General features: G+C 63.0%; 16 protein-coding genes. 3 read left to right on the forward strand and 13 right to left on the reverse strand.

Annotated features, from left to right (window positions below; translation table 11 throughout):
- Nucleotides 1-59 precede the first annotated feature (59 nt).
- Nucleotides 60-1,313, forward strand: a complete 1,254-nt coding sequence (locus tag GGD62_RS41650; protein ID WP_179737435.1) for a site-specific integrase — start codon at nucleotides 60-62, stop codon at nucleotides 1,311-1,313.
- Between the two features lie 776 nt (nucleotides 1,314-2,089).
- Here the strand turns inward: GGD62_RS41650 and GGD62_RS06765 are convergent.
- The 9 genes from GGD62_RS06765 to GGD62_RS06805 form a co-directional block, all read right to left on the reverse strand.
- A complete protein-coding gene (locus GGD62_RS06765) occupies nucleotides 2,090-3,493 on the reverse strand; it encodes an amidase (RefSeq protein ID WP_179737433.1) in 1,404 nt (467 codons plus the stop codon).
- Between the two features lie 84 nt (nucleotides 3,494-3,577).
- Complete coding sequence (locus tag GGD62_RS06770; protein WP_179737431.1) at nucleotides 3,578-4,339, reverse strand: SDR family NAD(P)-dependent oxidoreductase; 762 nt, start codon at nucleotides 4,337-4,339, stop codon at nucleotides 3,578-3,580.
- A 46-nt stretch (nucleotides 4,340-4,385) separates the two neighbouring features.
- A complete protein-coding gene (locus GGD62_RS06775; protein WP_179737429.1) occupies nucleotides 4,386-5,111 on the reverse strand; it encodes an ABC transporter ATP-binding protein in 726 nt (241 codons plus the stop codon).
- Nucleotides 5,101-5,820, reverse strand: a complete 720-nt coding sequence (locus GGD62_RS06780) for an ABC transporter ATP-binding protein (protein ID WP_179737427.1) — start codon at nucleotides 5,818-5,820, stop codon at nucleotides 5,101-5,103. The genes GGD62_RS06775 and GGD62_RS06780 overlap by 11 nt, the downstream gene beginning before the upstream one ends.
- Nucleotides 5,821-5,822: 2 nt before the next feature.
- A complete protein-coding gene (locus GGD62_RS06785; RefSeq protein WP_183232641.1) occupies nucleotides 5,823-6,890 on the reverse strand; it encodes a branched-chain amino acid ABC transporter permease in 1,068 nt (355 codons plus the stop codon).
- 13 nt (nucleotides 6,891-6,903) lie between these two features.
- Nucleotides 6,904-7,770, reverse strand: coding sequence for an ABC transporter permease subunit (locus tag GGD62_RS06790; RefSeq protein ID WP_018321010.1), 867 nt, complete (start codon nucleotides 7,768-7,770; stop codon nucleotides 6,904-6,906).
- A gap of 93 nt (nucleotides 7,771-7,863) precedes the next feature.
- Nucleotides 7,864-9,081: an urea ABC transporter substrate-binding protein gene (locus tag GGD62_RS06795; protein ID WP_018321011.1), complete on the reverse strand. Its 1,218-nt coding sequence runs from the start codon at nucleotides 9,079-9,081 to the stop codon at nucleotides 7,864-7,866.
- A 57-nt stretch (nucleotides 9,082-9,138) separates the two neighbouring features.
- Complete coding sequence (locus GGD62_RS06800; RefSeq protein WP_018321012.1) at nucleotides 9,139-10,134, reverse strand: acetamidase/formamidase family protein; 996 nt, start codon at nucleotides 10,132-10,134, stop codon at nucleotides 9,139-9,141.
- Nucleotides 10,135-10,151: 17 nt separating this feature from the next.
- Nucleotides 10,152-11,552 (reverse strand): amidase, encoded by a 1,401-nt coding sequence (locus GGD62_RS06805; RefSeq protein WP_183232640.1) that lies wholly within the window; start codon nucleotides 11,550-11,552, stop codon nucleotides 10,152-10,154.
- Between the two features lie 428 nt (nucleotides 11,553-11,980).
- Between GGD62_RS06805 and GGD62_RS06810 the strand changes: the two genes are divergently transcribed.
- Both GGD62_RS06810 and GGD62_RS06815 read left to right on the forward strand, forming a co-directional pair.
- A complete protein-coding gene (locus tag GGD62_RS06810; RefSeq protein ID WP_018321014.1) occupies nucleotides 11,981-13,156 on the forward strand; it encodes a transporter substrate-binding domain-containing protein in 1,176 nt (391 codons plus the stop codon).
- On the forward strand, nucleotides 13,153-13,740 hold the full coding sequence (locus tag GGD62_RS06815; RefSeq protein ID WP_018321015.1) for an ANTAR domain-containing response regulator: 588 nt from the start codon (nucleotides 13,153-13,155) through the stop codon (nucleotides 13,738-13,740). The genes GGD62_RS06810 and GGD62_RS06815 overlap by 4 nt, the downstream gene beginning before the upstream one ends.
- 42 nt (nucleotides 13,741-13,782) lie before the next feature.
- Here the strand turns inward: GGD62_RS06815 and GGD62_RS06820 are convergent, their stop codons facing one another.
- Genes GGD62_RS06820 through GGD62_RS06835 form a run of 4 tightly spaced genes read right to left on the reverse strand, consistent with a single transcriptional unit; the run spans nucleotide 13,783 to nucleotide 16,729 of the window.
- Nucleotides 13,783-14,160, reverse strand: coding sequence for an NUDIX hydrolase (locus GGD62_RS06820; protein ID WP_018321016.1), 378 nt, complete (start codon nucleotides 14,158-14,160; stop codon nucleotides 13,783-13,785).
- Nucleotides 14,161-14,163: 3 nt separating this feature from the next.
- On the reverse strand, nucleotides 14,164-15,114 hold the full coding sequence (locus GGD62_RS06825) for an endonuclease/exonuclease/phosphatase family protein (protein WP_244550701.1): 951 nt from the start codon (nucleotides 15,112-15,114) through the stop codon (nucleotides 14,164-14,166).
- Nucleotides 15,003-15,812, reverse strand: coding sequence for a carbohydrate ABC transporter permease (locus GGD62_RS06830; protein WP_018321018.1), 810 nt, complete (start codon nucleotides 15,810-15,812; stop codon nucleotides 15,003-15,005). The genes GGD62_RS06825 and GGD62_RS06830 overlap by 112 nt, the downstream gene beginning before the upstream one ends.
- A complete protein-coding gene (locus GGD62_RS06835; RefSeq protein WP_018321019.1) occupies nucleotides 15,809-16,729 on the reverse strand; it encodes a carbohydrate ABC transporter permease in 921 nt (306 codons plus the stop codon). Before GGD62_RS06835 ends, GGD62_RS06830 begins: the two co-directional genes overlap by 4 nt.
- Between the last annotated feature and the right edge of the window lie 13 nt (nucleotides 16,730-16,742).

Genomic DNA, 16,742 nt, shown 5'->3' on the forward strand with positions numbered 1-16,742 from the left:
TGACCATGACGCAAAAAAGGATCCGTGACGGTAAGTGGTAAGCGAAAGGGAACGTTAAAGTGGCGCTCAATTCGAACCAAGTTAAATCCCTGCAAGCTGGCGTTCATGCGGACAGTGCGGGACTCTACCTGGTGGTACGCGCGAGCGGAGATCGGGTGTGGGCCTTCCGTTTCACCGACCCCGAGGGCAAACGGGCGCAGATGGAGTTCGCCAGGGCTGGCGACCGCGACAGCGCAGGGGGGGACGTTCTGACCCTAAGCAGCGCGCGCGAGAAGGCCCGCGATTACAAGGTTGCATTGAAGCGCGAGGGCATCGATCCGCGCGTCAAAAAGCGGGCCGCTGCTCAGAGCAGCAAGACGTTCAAAGAATTTGCAGACGAGCAGTACCCTGGTTGGTGCCGGGGCTTGTCCAAAGAGGAGTTAACCCAATGGCAGCGCTCCATCCGCGACGTGCCGAGCTTGCACGAGAAAAAGCTCCATGAGATCACCACCGAGCACGTCTTGGATGCTCTCAAAGCGATCTGGACCGTGAAGCCGGTCACAGCGTCGCGAACACGCCAGCGAATCGAGCGGCTGATGGACGCAGCCAAGGCGTTGAAGTTGCGCACGGGTGAGAATCCGGCCGCGTGGCGCGGCAACCTCAAACACCTGCTCCCGTCTCCCCGCAAGCTAAATCGCAAAAAGGGACATCGGTCCGCCCCTTACACGAAGATGAAGCAAATGATGACAGGGCTGCGCTCTGATCCCGGCAATGCCGCGCGCTGCACCGAAGTCGGCATCCTCACGGTCTCACGCAGCCAAGAAATCCGGCTCATGGAATGGACCGAGCTCGACTTCGAAGCAAAGACCTGGATGGTTCCAGCTGAGAAGATGAAGATAAAGGGCGACCTAGAACCCAAACCGCATCTCGTTCCGCTGTCAGATCAGGCCATCGAGATCATCCAATCGATGCGGCGCACAGATAAATACGTATTCCCCTCCGACCACGCTGAGGGACATCAGCCGTTCCGCGCGAACGCCCTTGTTGGAGCTATCGAGCGCACTGCCATCAAATCTACCATGCATGGCTGCCGCACGACCTTCCGAAACTGGGGCGCAGACAATAAGGAGCACAATTTCCGCCGTGAAGTGCTTGAGTTCTGCTTGTCGCATCGTGTCGGCGATGAGGCAGAACTGTCGTATTGGGACAGCGAGATGATCCAACGGCGACGCGAGGTGCTCCAGGCGTGGGCTGACTTCATCAAGCCGCGCAAAGATCCGTCCGGCCAACAGCCGGTCGGAAGGAAGCGGCAGAAGCTCAGACTTGTCGTGTAAAGAGGCGCACAAAGCTTTCAGCCAGCGATCTATTTTTGACACCAGAATAAGACCAGATCGTAGGAGGCCGGAATTCAAATCTCCTGGCTCTCTTCCCGATACGCTTGTGTTGCGCAGACTGGAATTCCGCGCGCTGAGATGATCTGTTGGAGACGCAGATCGATTCCTCGAGTTTTCCTGTGCCTGCTCAAGGCTCGTTCTGACAATTCACAGCCTTTGCGCCTGGTGAGATCGTTACAGAATTTTCTCCTGCCAGAATGACTCTCGTGCCAGTCGCCGACTTCCGGCGCTGCAATGCTGACTGCTCATGGGCGCAATGGCGCTACACCTCAGTTTGAGTTCCCGGAAGTGAGCACGGTATCTCGCGCCCACGCTGCTGGGCCGGGCCGGTCAATTCTATCCAGCGACGGCCAACGTCAGCTAGCGTGGGTCAGCCCAGTCCATCATGGGCGAGCTTCAGGTGGGGCCAGGCATTGTAAACCAACGCAACCATCTTCGATCGATCATTACCCTTATCGGCAAAGCTCTACTTTGGAAGCGGGTGAGAACGTCAAGGAAAAGTGAGAGCTATTCGTCGCAATTTTTCGATCTTGGATTCACAGGATAATTTGCGCCGTTCGTAATACTCGAATTTTTTTACCTATCGGGATCAATCAACTGAATTGTCTTACAAAGGTAGAGCAACTCGCCACCGCTTGTACTGCCACAGTATACTTCACATACCGCCAGTGATCAGGAAAGCGGTGGTCCAGTCCACGAGCCGAGCCGACACTGGCTCAATCGATCAGAGCGCGCCGGGTATGCCAGTCCGTCGCCGACTGGAAGGCATGCCCGGCGCGCGCGAGCACATCCTCCGACAGATGCGGGCCGACGAGCTGCATGCTGAGTGGCAGGCCGTCCGACGCCACGCCATTCGGCAGCGTGATGGTCGGGCTGCCCGAGAAGTCGAACACTGCCGTGAAGCGCAGGATGCTGAGCAGCACGTTGGGATCGGCGCCGTACTCGCCCATCCTGGTCAGCGTCGGGATCGGCACGGGCATGGTGGGGATCAACAGCAGGTCGATATCGCCGAACAGGGCGGTCAGGCTGCCGCAGAATTTCAGCCGCTCGTGATGGATCTGCGCGATCTCGACGCCGCTCACCGACCTGCCCTGCTCGATCAGCTGCGCCAGGTCCGGGCCGTATTCCGACTTCCGCGCGGGATAGGTTTCGAGATGCGCCTCCGCGGTCTCGATCGAACACATCGGAATCCACATGCTCACGAGCTTCTCGTAGGCCGGGAATTTGACATCGCGGATATCGGCCCCGAGCGCCGCGAGCGTCCGCTCGGCTTCCAGCAACGCGGCGACCACCTGCGGATCGACTCCGTCCTGGGTGTAGCTGCGGTCGACGCCAATCCGCAACCCCCGGACACCGTCGACGATCCCTGCGAGATAGTTCGGCACCGGCGCCTGCAGCGCGGTGGGATCGTTGACATCTGCGCCGGCGATGACGCCGAGCATCGCGGCCGCATCGGCCGCGCTCCGGCACATCGGGCCGACATGGTCGAGCGAGTCGGCCAAAGGAAAGACGCCGTGGCGGCTGACGCGTCCCCAAGTCGGCTTGATCCCGGTCAGCCCGCAAGTGGCCGACGGAAACCGGATTGAGCCGCCGGTGTCGCTGCCGATCGAGCCGAAGCAGAGCCCCGCCGACGTCGCCACGCCCGATCCGCTCGAGGACGAGCCCACCCAGTAATCGACGCCCCAGGGATTGAGCGGTGCCTGATCGTTCGGGTGATGGCTGGTGTAGGCCCCCTCGGTCATCTTCAACTTGCCGAGCGTGACGGCGCCGGCCTGCTCCAGCCGATCCACTATCGTGGCGTTGAAGGACGGAATGAACTTCGCGTGGATCGTGGTGCCACCGGCCGTCGGCGCAAAAGTCGTGTAGCAGAGGTCCTTCAGCCCGATCGGCACGCCGTGCAGCGGTCCGCGCCAGATGCCCCTGGCCAGCTCGGCGTCGCAGCGCTTCGCCCGCGTCATGGCGCGCTCAGCGAGGAGAAGCGCATAGCCATGGAATTTGCCATCGAGCTTGGCGATCCGGCTCAGCATGGCCTCGGTGACCTTCGAGGGCAGCAGCTCACCACGGCGGAACAGCTCGGAGAGCTCTGTGATCGACTTGTAGTGAATTGGATCTGCTGACATCTGACAGCCCTGTTGTTGTCGAAACGGCTTCGCTCACCGGCGCCGCGACGGCCCGGTCTCGTAGCGGCGCGGCTCCGGATGCGCCTAGAACTGCACCCCGCGCGTGAGCGCCCCATCGACCACGAGATTGGTCCCGGTGATGAAGCTCGCCGCCTTGCTGGCAAGGAACACCGCGCCATTCGCCATTTCCTGCGGCGTGCCCATGCGGCCGGTCGGGTTCAGCGCCAGCGCGGTCTTGTACAGCTCGGGATTGCCGTCCTTGATCTGGTTCCAGACACCGCCCTCGAAATAGGTGTTGCCGGGCGACATTGAGTTGGCGCGGATGCCCTTGCCGGCCAGGTGGAAGGCGAGCCCTTGCGTGTAGTGGATGATCGCGGCCTTGAACGTGCCGTAGGGACCGCTGGCGAAATCGACCTCGCGGCCCGACACGCTGGAGATCGTGACGATCGCAGCGGCCTTGCTCTTCTCCAGATAAGGCATCGCGGCATTGACCAGCCGCACCGTGCCCATCATGTCGGTGGAGAACTCCTTCTCCCAGCTCTCCTCGTCCTGCCCGATCGACAGGGCGCTGACATTGGCGACGACGATGTCGATGCCGCCGAGCTTGGAGGCCATATCCTCCACCCAGGCCTTGAGCGCCGGACCATTGGAGACGTCGACCGAACTGCCGAACGCGGCGACGCCCTTCGCCTTGATCGCGGTGACGGCGCCGTCGACGTCCGCCTGGTTGCGCGCGCAGATTCCGACATTGGCCCCTTCCGCCGCGAAGGTGTCGGCGATCGCCCTGCCGATGCCCTTGGTGCTGCCGGTGACGAGAACCTTTGCTCCCTTGAGTCCGAGATCCATGTTCATTCCCTCCCTATTGACGACTTGAAAGCACGCCCGAGGCCCATCAGAGCAGAAGCTGTTCGCGCACGTTGTCCTCACTGACCTCGCCGCCAGCGAGCGACCGCGTAATCTTGCCCTTCTCCATGATGTAGCAGCGCTCGGCGATCGCCAGGATCGTGTCGAGGTTCTGCTCGACGAAGATGATGGTGGTTCCGAGCTCGTTCCGGAACGATCGCAGCGCCTCGCAAATGTGCTGCACGATCGAAGGCTGGATGCCCTCGGACGGCTCGTCCAAGATCATCAGGGACGGATTGCCGATCAGCGCGCGGCCGATGGCGAGCTGCTGTTGCTCGCCGCCCGACATGGTGCCTGCGGCCTGCCGCCGGCGCTCCTTCAGCCGCGGGAAATATTCGTAGATCAGCTCCGGCAGCTTCTTGCCGCCAGGACCGCCGATCAGTTCGCCTACCTGAAGATTCTCCTCGACGGTCATTTGCGGAAAGACGTCGCGCCCTTGCGGGATGTAGCCGAAGCCAGCCCTTGCCCGTGCGTCGGCCTCCAGCGCCGTGACGTCCTGCCCCATGAAGCTGATCGTCCCGCGCCAAGTTTGCAGCAGGCCGATCAGGCAGCGCATCAGGGTCGACTTGCCGACGCCGTTGCGGCCGATCACGCCGACGATCTCGCCGCGCGAGACCGACATGGTGACGCCCTGCAGGATCGGCGTCGCGCCATATCCCGCCCATAACTCGGCAACGTCGATGATCGGCTCAGAGGACGACGGTTTAGTGAGCATGGGTCTTACCCAGATAGATTTCCGCGACCTTCTCGTCCTGCAGGATGCTTTCGAGCGTGCCGCGCGCAAAAATCCTGCCGAGATGCAGCACCGTGACGCGCCGGGCGACCTGGCGGACGAAGGCCATGTCGTGCTCGACCACGAGCACCGTCATGCCCTCGGCATTGAACGACCTGATCAGTTCGCCGGTCCTGAAGGTTTCCTCGGGCGACATGCCCGCGGTCGGCTCGTCCAGCAGCAGGAGCTGCGGCTTCAACGCCAGCGCCATCCCGATCTCGAGCCATTGCTGCTGGCCATGCGACAGCGCGCCCGCGAGCTTGTCGCCGTCCGCCGCGAGATTGAGCAGCGTCAGCAGGCGATCTTCCTCAGCGATGCGTTCCGAGCCGGACAATCGCTCCTGCAGCGCGGTCTGGATGTTCTGCCGGACAGGCAATTCCTTGAACACGCTCGGGGCCTGCATCTTGATGCTCATGCCCCGCTGCACGCGCGCGTAGGGCCGCTCGGCCGTGATATCGACGGTGTCGAACAGGATACTGCCCTCGGTCGGCGGATAGAGGCCGGCGATCAGCTTGAACAGTGTGCTCTTGCCGGCACCGTTGGGGCCGATCAGGCAGTGGATCTCCCCGGCATTGACCGTCAGGTCGACGCCGGAGACGGCCGTCAATCCGCCGAAGCGCTTCGAGACGCCTTTGACTTCGACCAGCGCCATGATCAGGACTCTTCCGGTTGCAAGCGGCCGGCCTCAGCCACCACGTCGCTGCGTCGCCGGCGCCCCTGCCACCAGTCGGCGGCGAGCTTGCCGATGCCGAGCACGAAGCCTTGCGGCGCCAGCATCACGGTCGCGAGCAGCAGCGCGCCCATCAGCACCAGCGCCGCCTGCTGGCTGTAGACCGTGATGGTCTGAAAGCCGAACAGCAGCAGGAACGACCCGACCAAGGTCGCGGTCAGATCGCTGCGCCCGGAGAACGCCACCCACACGATGGGCATCGCGGCGGCCGGCAAGCCGATGCTGGACGGCGTGATGAACTGTCCCCAGGACGTGTACAGCGCGCCGCTGAGGCCTGCGAGACCGCTTCCGATCACGAAGGTCAGCAGCTGATATTTGCGGACGTCGTAACCCAGCATCTCGGCACGCTGCGGATTCTCGCGCGTCGCCACGATGACGTTGCCGATGCCGGAATTCACCAGCATCCGCAGCGCGAGATAGACGATCACGATTAGGGCGATCATGACGTAATAGAGCGCCGAGCCCTCGATATAGAAGTCGCCGACGGTCAGCGGGTCCATGCCCTTCATGCCGTTGAAGCCGTTCAGCCGCGCCGGCCCGATATGCCATTCCGGCCCGGCCGTCTGGCCGAGGAAGAAAGCCAGCACCAACGTCGCGGACAACGTCACGATGCCAAAGAAGATGCCGTTGATGCCGCCCCAGATCATGAAATAGCCGAGGATGCCGGCCGCGATCATTGCCAGGACGACAGAGAGAACGAGCGCGGCGATCGTCGCGGTGCCGCCGCCCATGTTGATCGCGAGCACGCCGTAGCTGTAACCGGCAATACCGAAGAAAAGTGTCTGGCCGAAGGACAGCATGCCGCCATAGCCCCACATCAGGCAGAGGCCGAGCGCCATGAAGATCCAGATCAGGAAGTAGGCGAAATTGCCGACATCGTAGGAATCGGCGAACAGCGGATAGGCCAGCGCGCCCGCGAGCACGACCAGGAAGCACGACCAGAACATCTTGCCGCGTCCGAGCGTCTGTGGACCTTCGAGCAGCTTGAACATCACAGATTCCCCTTTAGCGTCCACGGCGAACCAGCACGCTGGAGAGTCCCTCGGGCAAGACGCGGATGATCAGGATGACGGCGACCAGCATGCCGATCTGTCCGATGATCTGGCCGTAGCTCGCGTTCAACGCCATCCGGATCATCGCCAGGAACACGGCGGCCGGCGCCGTTCCGAGCAGCACGTTGGCTCCGCCGATCACGACGGTGACAAAACTCTCGACCACGAAGGTCGCGCCCATGGTCGGGATCAGCGTCATGGTCGGCGCGTAGAGCGCGCCGCAAAGCCCGGCAAGGCCGGTTCCGATCCCGAAGCTGATCGCATAGATGCGGCCGGTGCGTGCACCCAGCGCCTTGGCCATTGCCGCATTTTGCATCGTCGCTCGCGCGATCACGCCAAAGCGCGTCTTCATGAAGATGGTGTAGAGGCCGGCCAGCACCGCCACGGCGCAACCGAACAGCACCAGGCGGTAGGTCGAGAACGTATAGCCGCCGATCGCAAAGCTCCCCTCGGGCGTCCCGATGCCGCGCACGGCGGAACCGACGATCAGGAGCATCGACTGCGTCACGATCAGGCTAAGTCCCCAGGTCGCGAGCAGCGAATCCAGGGGGCGCTTGTAGAACCGCCGCACGACGAGGAATTCAACGAGGACACCGATGAGCCCGGCCGTCACCGCGGCCAGCATCTGGGCAATCGCGAGCGGCACGCCGAGATTCACCAAGCCGACGGTCACATAGGCGCCGCACATTATGAATTCGCCATGCGCCATGTTGATGACACCCATCATGCCAAACACGATGGCGAGGCCTGCGGCCGAGAGAATGAGGAACGCGAAGACGTCGGCGAACTGGTAGAACAGCGAGAACACTTCAGCCGACATCTTGGTCCCCTTGCCGATCCCGACGCCGCGTCGTTGCGGCGCCGGTCTTGTTCAGAAACGTGACATCAAACACGAGCAAGATCCGTGCCCGCCTCAGGACTTCTTGGGGAGATGGCTCGGCGTGTACTGATCCTTGTCGTTCTTCTTGGTGAGATCGCACCCGATCTCGCCAAGCCAGTAAGGCTGGATCGTGCCGTAGTCCTTCTCGACCTTCACCTCGTGCTTCGGCCCGACCGATATCAGGCGCATGCGGTGAGAGGTGTGCTGGCTCTTCGGGTCGATGCAGACCTTGCCCTCGGGCGCGTCGATGCAGGCATCGCCGGTCGCGATCACTTTCCGCATGTCCTCGAGCTTGATCGATTTCGCCTTCTCGACCAGCGCCTTGTACATGTAGAGCGCGTTATAGGCGTTGTACCCCATGTCGTTGATGTAAAGCTCGTCAGGGAACTTGGCGTGCCAGCGCTTCTTGAACTCGGTGGCCTCGGGCGTATCGATCTCCTCGAACCAGTTCGCAGTCGCGTGCATGTTGTTGAGGGCCGGCGGCTTGAACCGCTTGTGCTCGAAGCCGAGCATGACCTTGATCGACGAGCCCATCGGCAAATTGAGGTTGGCCGCCGCCGCCTGCTCGAAGAACGAATCTTGGGCAGCGCCGACATTGATCGTCAGCAGCCAGTCGGGCTTGGCCTTCTGGATGTTCTGGATGGTCTGCGCGAACTGCGACACGCCGAGCGGGATGAACTCCTCGCCGACGACCTCGCCGCCGAGTTCCTTCATGATCTTGCGGTTCCACTCCGCCGAGATCTGGCCGAAATTGTAGTCGGCCGCGATGACATAGACCTTCTTGCCGAACTTCTCGACCATCCAGGGGATCAGCGTCGAGAATTGCTGCTCGGGCACCGCGCCCATGCTGATCATGCTGGCATCGCAGACGCCGCCTTCGTACTGGTTGGTGTAGAAATACGGCGTCGTGGTGCGATCGACGATCGGACGCAGCGCCTCGCGCGAGGCCGAAGTGATGCCGCCGATCAGTACGTCCACCTTGTCGCGATTGAGCAGGCGCCGGCCGAATTCCTGGTAGCGTGCGTTATCGCCCTGGGGATCGAGGTGGATCAGCTCGATCTGCCGGCCCAGAATGCCGCCGCTCTTGTTGATCTCCTCGACGGCGAGCTGCGAGCCGTGCAGCTTCGGCATGCCCATGAAGGCAAGATCGCCGGACACGTCTTCGAGCAGGCCCACCTTCAGCGGCGGCTCCGCGGCGTTGGCAATACTCATCGACGCCGCGGTTCCGAACATGGCGCCGAGCAAAACCATCCGTAGCTTGTGTCCCGAATTCATCGTGATGTCCCCTCTATGGAAAGCGGCTGGGTGTCATGGCTTGAGGTAATTCTTCAAGATGGACGCCCCCATCGTGTATTTGGGGTCGACCATGTTGCCGAGGCGCATGCGGCCGGCCTGGCTGAGCAGCATGTAGGCGTCGATCTCGTCGAAGCCGTAATCGGCCGCCATCCACCGCACCAGTTCGCGATAGGCGATGCGCGCGGCGTCCTCGAGCGGACGCGCGCTGCCGATCGTCATGATGAAGTCCTTGGTCTCGAGCCGCGGCCAGGCGAAGCTCCAATTCTTGATCAAATCGACCTGGAGCGTGACAGTCGCACGCTGCTCGAGCGCAACGCCGGAGAGTTCGCCGTCGCCCTGCGTTGCGTGGCAGTCGCCGACGTAGAGCATCCCGCCGTCGGTATGCACCGGGAAATAGATGATCGCGCCGGGCGCAACATCGGGCAAATCCATGTTGCCGCCGTGATAGTCCGGCTGCAGCGACGAGATCGCCTCGATCTCCGGCGAGACGCCGATGGTGCCGATGAAGGGCTCGTAGGGCAGCGTGAGCTTGTCGTTCCAGCGCACGCCGCTCCTGTCGACATGCAGCTTCTTTACGCGCTCCGGCAGCGGCGGATTGAGCAGTGCCGTCGACCCGGTCCCGACCAGCCCACCGAACTCCGGAATGATGCAGGTCGTGCCGGCCGGCTGCTCGCCCCGTGTCTCGACGTCGCGAATATAGATCGCGAGGCAATCGCCCTTCTTGGCGCCCTTCACCGCGATCGGCCCGCATTGCGGGTTGAGATAGGGAAAGTTCAACTTGGCGGTGGGACTGTCGGTGTCCTTGGTCAACACGCCGCCGAACGCATCTTCGGTCTCGACGACGACGACCCCGCCGGGGTCGATCGACAGGGTCGGCTTGGCATAGGGACCATAGACGTAGTGGAAGTCCCCCTGCTGCTCGATGGTCAGGCTATGTGTCGTGCCGGTCGCGCCCTTGGCGACGGCGCGCTTGGCCATGATGGATGTCTTCAACCAGTCTTCAGACATGAGATCGGCTCCTCGACTCAGATCGCGGGATGACGCTTGTGCCAGTCGGTGACGCGCTGGAACGCATCGCCCGCGCGAACGAGACCGGCCTCATCGAAATGACGGCCGACGAACTGGAAGCCAATCGGGCCGCCGTTCGCCGCGAAGCCGCCGGGCAACGTCACGGTCGGGCTTCCCGTCATGTCGAACGGGCATGTAAAGCGGAGCAGGCCTCCGATCAGCGAGGCGTCCTCACCGAGCGCTGCCATCTTGGCAAGCGTCGGCGCGGCGAACGCCTGGGCCGGGATCGCGAGGAGATCGACCGTCTCGAACAGCACACGCACGGCGCCGCGAAACGCTTCGCGTCGGAGCGCGATCTTCTGGTAATCCATGCCGGACTGTTGCCGGCCGAGATCGAGCAGGCCGGTCAACGCCGGGCCGTACTCGTCCTTGCGCGCTGGATAGGTCTCCTCATGCGCGACCGCGACTTCGATGCCGCAGAGCGGGAACCAGTCGTCGATGATCGCTTTGGGATCGGGAAAGGCAACTTCCTTGATCTTCGCACCGAGATCGGCCGCGACCCGCAACCCCTCGGCCAGCACCTTGCCGGCATCGCCGTCGGTGCCTTCGCTGGTCCAGCGCCGGTCGAGGCCGATGGTCACGCCGCGCAGATCGCCGGTCAGGCCGGCGAGATAATCGGGTACCGACAGCGGAACCGCCGTCGTATCCTTGGGATCTTGCCCGGCGATCACGCGAAGCATCGCGCCGCAATCGACCGCGCTCCGCGCCATCGGGCCGATGTGATCCAGCGTCGGTGCCAGCTCGAACGCGCCGTAGCGGCTGACCCGTCCCCAGGTCGGCTTGAGCCCGGTGACACCATTGGCCGCGGACGGAAAGCGGATCGACCCGCCGGTATCGGTGCCGAGCGAGCCGAAGCAGAGGCCGGCCGCGGTCGCCACGCCCGAGCCGCTCGACGATGCGCCGGGCCAGAGATCCGCGTTCCACGGATTCTTCGGCGGGTCGATCTTCGGATGATGATCGGCATAGGCGCCCTCGGTCTGCTGCAGCTTGCCGAGGATGATCGCGCCGGCCTCCTTCAGCCGCGCAACCACCGTGGCGTCCTCGGTCGGGCGAAAGTCGCGATGGATCGTCATGCCATGCGCGGCCGGCGCGCCCTTGGCCCAGCAGAGATCCTTCACAGCGACCGGCACGCCGTGCAGCGGTCCCCTGATCTTGCCGGAAGCGATCTCCTTCTCGGCCGCGGCCGCTTCCGCGAGCGCCGAGTCGGCCATGACATAGGCGAAGCTTTTGAGCTTGCCGTCGAGCTTCTCGATCCGGCCGAGCATCGCCTTGGTGGCTTCGACCGGCGACAGCTCCTCCGCCTGGATCTTCCGTCCGACGTCGACGAGACCGAGATAGTGGAGATCTGTTGCCGCCATCGTTCCTATCCTCCCACGCGATGTGACGCACACGCACGCTCGCGCGCGGACATGCGTCACCGTTCTGGCGACGCGGACGCATCGCCAGCTGTCCTGGCGGCAAAACGAAAAAAGCCACCCGCCCCTCCCGAATGAGGTAACGAATGGCTCAAATGCCGCGGCTATGATCTATCGCTTAGGGGCCGTGATCGAACGAAGCACTTGGTTAGCAAAGAGCTGGACGTCATCGGCCAGATCAGCGCACGCGAGGTTCGACAGGTCGCCCTGTAGGAGAAAAGTCTAAGTAACTGACCATCGTGTTGTCAACGATACTCCCTGCCTAAATTTCGAGAGTGCTGCGCAGCAAAACGGCAAGCCGACTCTAAGCCCCTTGCGCTCTCATCGGCGATGATGATTTCATCTTCGCGTTTCGCGATCGAAAGCCGCCAATGACAAAGCCGTCTGTTCCCGTTGGCATCATCTGCTCGCAGTCAGGGCCCTATCAGGCAATGGGCCGCGAGATCCTCAAGAGCGCGATGATGGCGGTCGACGAGATCAACACGCAGACCGAGTTCGCCTTCTCGATCACGCCCCACATCCGCGACCCCCGCGGCATCGTCTCCGAATATCACACGGTCTGTGACGATTTGATCCGCAATGTCGGCGTCGAGCACATCATCGGCTGCTACACCTCGGCCTCGCGCAAGCAGGTCCTCCCCATCGTGGAGCGCACCGATCGCCTGCTCTGGTATCCCGCCCGCTACGAGGGCTTCGAGTGCTCGGACAACGTGATCTATGTCGGCGCCTCGCCTAATCACAACGTGTTGCCGCTGGTCCGCTACGTGCTCGACAATCTGTCGCGAGAGTTTTTCTGTGTCGGCTCCAACTATGTGTGGACCTGGGAGACCAATCGCGTCACCCGTGAGCTGGTCAGCGCGGCAGATGGCCACATCCTCGCCGAACGGCTGCTCGAGCTCGGCGAAAGCGCCGTCGGTCACATCGTCGACGAGATCGTCCGCCGCAAGCCGCCGATCGTGTTCAACACGCTGGTCGGAAGCTCGAGTTACGACTTCATCCGCGCCTTTGACGCCGGCACCAAAGCCGCCGGCCTCGAGATACCCATGCTGAGCTGCAGCCTCTGCGAGCCGGAACTGGCGATCGTCGGTCCGGCATCGGCCGGCTGCATCACCTCGTCGGCCTATTTCGAGAGCATCCGCCTGCCGGAGAACCGCGCCTTCGTCGCACGCTGGAAGGCGCGCTACGGCGCGGACAGCAGTCCTTCCGTGGACGGGCAGTCCGCCTATGTCGCGGTCTATCTGCTGGCCCGCGCGTTGCAGCGCGCGGGGACGTCCGACATTGCCGAGGTGCGGCGCGCCGCGGCGGGCTATCGCTACAATTCGCCGCAAGGACCGGTGTGGATCGATGGCGGCAACAATCATTGCGTCCTTACACCACGGCTTGCCGTATCCAATCCGCAAGGACAGTTTGATATTTTCTGGGAAGCCGACGCGCCTGTTAAGCCTGATCCCTACCTGACGCAGCTCGACGTTGCCGTCAGCCCGTCGAAAGACACCTCGGCGGGCTGCGCATTGCCGAACGCGCCGCATTTGCGGGTTGTGAAATGAGCAGACCGTCTTCATTTTCGCTACGCGGACGCAAGGCGCTCGTCGCCATCAAGGACGAGCGCGACTCAACCATCGTGCGACGGCAGTTCGAACGTCTCGGGATCGAGGGTGTCGCATGGACGCCGGCGGAGCCCGTCGGCTTCGCCCCTGATCTATCGCTGATCGACGACGAGTTCCTGCCCCTGCTGCAACCGGCGCAACGCGCGTACCTGGCGCGATCGCCCGTCATCGCCCTGCTCGGCACCGAAACGCCGAGCCGCCTCAAGCTGGTGTTCGAGCTCGACCCGGCATCGTTCCTGATCAAGCCGCTGCGGTCCGCCGGCATTTACGCAGCGCTCGTCATGGCATTCGAGCGCAACGAACGCACAGGCGAATTGAAGCAGCAGATTCTCAAGCTCGAGCAGCGCCTGCGGTCGCGTCGCGTCGTGCTCGCCGCCGTTCTCCAGGTGATGCATTCGCATGCGCTCGCCGAACCTGCCGCCTTTGCCCTGATCCGCAGAACCGCGATGGAGCAGCGCAAGACGATCGAAGAACTCTCGGCGGAGATCACTGCCAGGGGCGTGCTCCCGCGCGCAACTGGTTAGACTGCCTGTACTGCTCCGCACAGCGAACAGCCAGGCCCCCGCCTATTTCGGAAACAGCTTGTCGCGAATGTAGCGCGAGGTTGGGGTCAGCTTCAGTCCGCGCGGCTTGCGCCATTCCGCCCGGTCGAGCTCCTTCTTGTCGCCGATCTTCAGGGGACCCGAGGCCTTCTTGCCCAGGAAGATCGCATCGCTCATCCTTCGGCCGGACCTGCGGTTCTTGCCGTTGACTTCCTTCCACAGCCTCAACTCGCCAAGCCTGAGCTTGGGCAGCTCCTCCATGATCTCGCGATCGAGGCACTTTCTCTCACTCTCGCCGGCACGCCTGCGGCCGCCCGGAAACATCCAGCGCTTGTCGCGCCGCCGCCTGACGAGGAGCACCCTGCCCTTCCTTGCCACAACAAGCTTTGATGACTTCGCCATTCTCTAGTCCGCCACTTCGATCCCGAGGGGTTGGTGGTCGGACGCATCGGTTGCTGCGTTGACCTCGATGCTGCGCACGCGACGGACCAGATCCTCCGTGACGAAGATGAAGTCGCGACAGTCCGGCCCGTCGGGCCATTGCGCGCGATCAAAGATGCCGCATGTCGGCGCCCGCGGGCGACCCGGACGATTGGCGGTCCACGCATCGCGGTAATTCAGGCCGGGCCGGCCGGCGCGGTCGATCAGGGCGTGCTGGGGATCGGCCACGTCGAAATTGAAATCGCCGCACATCAGGCTCGACGCCGCGACGGTCTGGCTCCCATATGGCTCATCGTGCCGGGAGCTGGCCTGCTTGGGACTCCCCGATGCGTCCTGCTGCAGGTCGAGCAGCCGCGTGATCTGCGCCTGACGCTGATCGGCCGAATGAAACTCGAGATGCGTGTTGACGATGCGGATCGCGCCAAACGAGGCTTGAACCGTCACCTCCAGGGCGTGACGGCGCATGCTGCGCACCCCACCCGCGCCCGGGAACGGCAAGAGGTGATTGGCGATCTGCAGCACCGGCAACCGCGACAGCGTCATGTTGCCGAAACAGTGGATACTGCCCGCGCGATCCACCGTCTCGATCGCCGGCCGGAATATCGCGGAGTAGCTGGGCAGCAAGGCCACGAGCTGGGCGCTCTGATCCGCGCCATCGCCAAATCTCGAAAAATTGGCGCTCACTTCCTGGAAGCAGAACACGTCGGCATCGAGCGACTGCCTGGCGACGGCAACGATCCTGGACAGATCGGTGACGCCGTCGCACCCCTTGCCGCACTGAATGTTCCAGGTGAGAAGCCGCATTACCGGATACCCGCGCGCATGAATGACTGAACGAACTGACGCTGGAACAGCAGGAACGCGATCAGCAGCGGGGCCATCGTCATCACGGTCGCGGCCGTGATCACCGACCAATCCACACCAGTTTCAGGCGCGCCGAACACGGCAAGACCCACCGTGAGCGGACGCGCTTCCACCGAATTCGTGACGATCAGCGGCCACAGGAAGTTGTTCCAGTGATAGCTGACGGAGACGAGGCCGAAGGCGACGTAGGTGGGGCGTGCCAACGGCACATAGACCCGCCAAAGGATCACGAGTGGGCCTGCTCCCTCGACCCGCGCGGCCTCGACCAGCTCCTGAGGCACGCTCTTGAAGGTCTGCCGCAGCAGAAAGATGCCAAAGGCGCTCGCCATGTAAGGCAGCGCGATGGCAGGGATCGTATCGAGCAAGCCCAGCTTGGCAATCGCGCGATAGTTCTCGACGATGAGGACGTCGGGCATGATCATCAGCTGGAGCAGCACGAGGGCGAACGCCATGCCGCTACCTTTGAACCTGAAGCGCGCAAAGGCATACGCAGCCAGCGTCGACAGGATGAGTTGGCCAACAAGGACCAACGTCACCAGCACGACCGTGTTGAGATAGTACCGGGCGAACGGCGCCTGCTTCCAGGCCCGCGTGAAATTCTCCAGCGTCCAGGGCGCGGACAGGCTGAACGAGGTGGCGTAGGCAGCCGGATGCAGCGCGCTCCAGAAGGCATAGGCCAGCGGGGCGAGCCAAATCAAAGCCAGGAGCCATGCTGCGACGGCTTCGACGGGGTGTGTCCGGCCTCTCATTGGTAGTGGATCCTGCGATCGAGATAGCCGAACTTGATCAGCGCAATCGCGCTCAGGAGCATGAGAAGCACAACCGTCAACGTTGCCGCGTAGGACGAATCCTGGAACGTGAAGGCGACCTCATAGATGTAATAGAGCAGTAGCGTGCTGGCGTTGTTGGGACCGCCCTTGGTCATGATGACCAGATGGTCCACCAGCTTGAACGAGTTGATGACCGCATTGATGGCCACGAACAGCGTGGTCGGCATCAGCAGCGGAAAAGTGATCCGGCGGAACGTGTACCATCGGCTCGCGCCCTCGATGGAGGCGGCCTCATCGAGGTCCGGCGAGAGCTGCTGCAGCGCCGCCAGATAGAAGATCATGAAGAAGCCGGCTTCCTTCCAGATCACCATAACGATCAGGCAGCCCATCACCGTCGAGGGATCGCCGAGCCAGTTCCGGCCGCCAAGGCCGAACAGCCCGCGCAGCTGATCGAGCGCGCCGTAATCCGGCGTGTAGAAGAACAGCCAGATGTTGGCGACGGCGATCATCGGCAGCACGGTCGGCGTGAAGTACGCCAGCCGCAGAAAGCCGCGGCCGCGCATGTTGCGATTGACCCAAACGGCCATGATCAGCGCGAGCGCGATCGACGTCGGGATCGTGCCGAGCGCGAACCAGAAATTGTTGACCAGCGCCTTCCAGAAGATCGGATCGGCCGCCATGGCCCGGTAGCTGTCCGCCCCGACGAAGACCTCGGTGCCGTTCCGCTTGGTGATGAACAGCGAATGCCGGATCGTCGCCAGGATCGGCCAATGCGTGAACGCAACCAGCAGCACCGCCGCCGGCAACAGCAGCAGCCACGCATTCACGGCATTCCACCACGCCTGCGACCGGGCGCGGCGTTCGGAGATTGGCGATGAGGCGGCGAAGTCGGTCATTCTAGAGTCGGCG

It is taken from the genome of Bradyrhizobium sp. ERR14, from assembly GCF_014198235.1.
Classification (GTDB): domain Bacteria; phylum Pseudomonadota; class Alphaproteobacteria; order Rhizobiales; family Xanthobacteraceae; genus Bradyrhizobium.

Bases quoted from the DNA above. Each gene is read 5' to 3' on its own strand.
- GGD62_RS06765 (WP_179737433.1), bottom strand. From the start codon at position 3,493: ATGTCAGCAGATCCAATTCACTACAAGTCGATCACAGAGCTCTCCGAG.
- GGD62_RS06770 (WP_179737431.1), bottom strand. From the start codon at position 4,339: ATGGATCTCGGACTCAAGGGAGCAAAGGTTCTCGTCACCGGCAGCACC.
- GGD62_RS06775 (WP_179737429.1), bottom strand. From the start codon at position 5,111: ATGCTCACTAAACCGTCGTCCTCTGAGCCGATCATCGACGTTGCCGAG.
- GGD62_RS06780 (WP_179737427.1), bottom strand. From the start codon at position 5,820: ATGGCGCTGGTCGAAGTCAAAGGCGTCTCGAAGCGCTTCGGCGGATTG.
- GGD62_RS06785 (WP_183232641.1), bottom strand. From the start codon at position 6,890: ATGTTCAAGCTGCTCGAAGGTCCACAGACGCTCGGACGCGGCAAGATG.
- GGD62_RS06790 (WP_018321010.1), bottom strand. From the start codon at position 7,770: ATGTCGGCTGAAGTGTTCTCGCTGTTCTACCAGTTCGCCGACGTCTTC.
- GGD62_RS06795 (WP_018321011.1), bottom strand. From the start codon at position 9,081: ATGGTTTTGCTCGGCGCCATGTTCGGAACCGCGGCGTCGATGAGTATT.
- GGD62_RS06800 (WP_018321012.1), bottom strand. From the start codon at position 10,134: ATGTCTGAAGACTGGTTGAAGACATCCATCATGGCCAAGCGCGCCGTC.
- GGD62_RS06805 (WP_183232640.1), bottom strand. From the start codon at position 11,552: ATGGCGGCAACAGATCTCCACTATCTCGGTCTCGTCGACGTCGGACGG.
- GGD62_RS06810 (WP_018321014.1), top strand. From the start codon at position 11,981: ATGACAAAGCCGTCTGTTCCCGTTGGCATCATCTGCTCGCAGTCAGGG.
- GGD62_RS06815 (WP_018321015.1), top strand. From the start codon at position 13,153: ATGAGCAGACCGTCTTCATTTTCGCTACGCGGACGCAAGGCGCTCGTC.
- GGD62_RS06820 (WP_018321016.1), bottom strand. From the start codon at position 14,160: ATGGCGAAGTCATCAAAGCTTGTTGTGGCAAGGAAGGGCAGGGTGCTC.
- GGD62_RS06830 (WP_018321018.1), bottom strand. From the start codon at position 15,812: ATGAGAGGCCGGACACACCCCGTCGAAGCCGTCGCAGCATGGCTCCTG.
- GGD62_RS06835 (WP_018321019.1), bottom strand. From the start codon at position 16,729: ATGACCGACTTCGCCGCCTCATCGCCAATCTCCGAACGCCGCGCCCGG.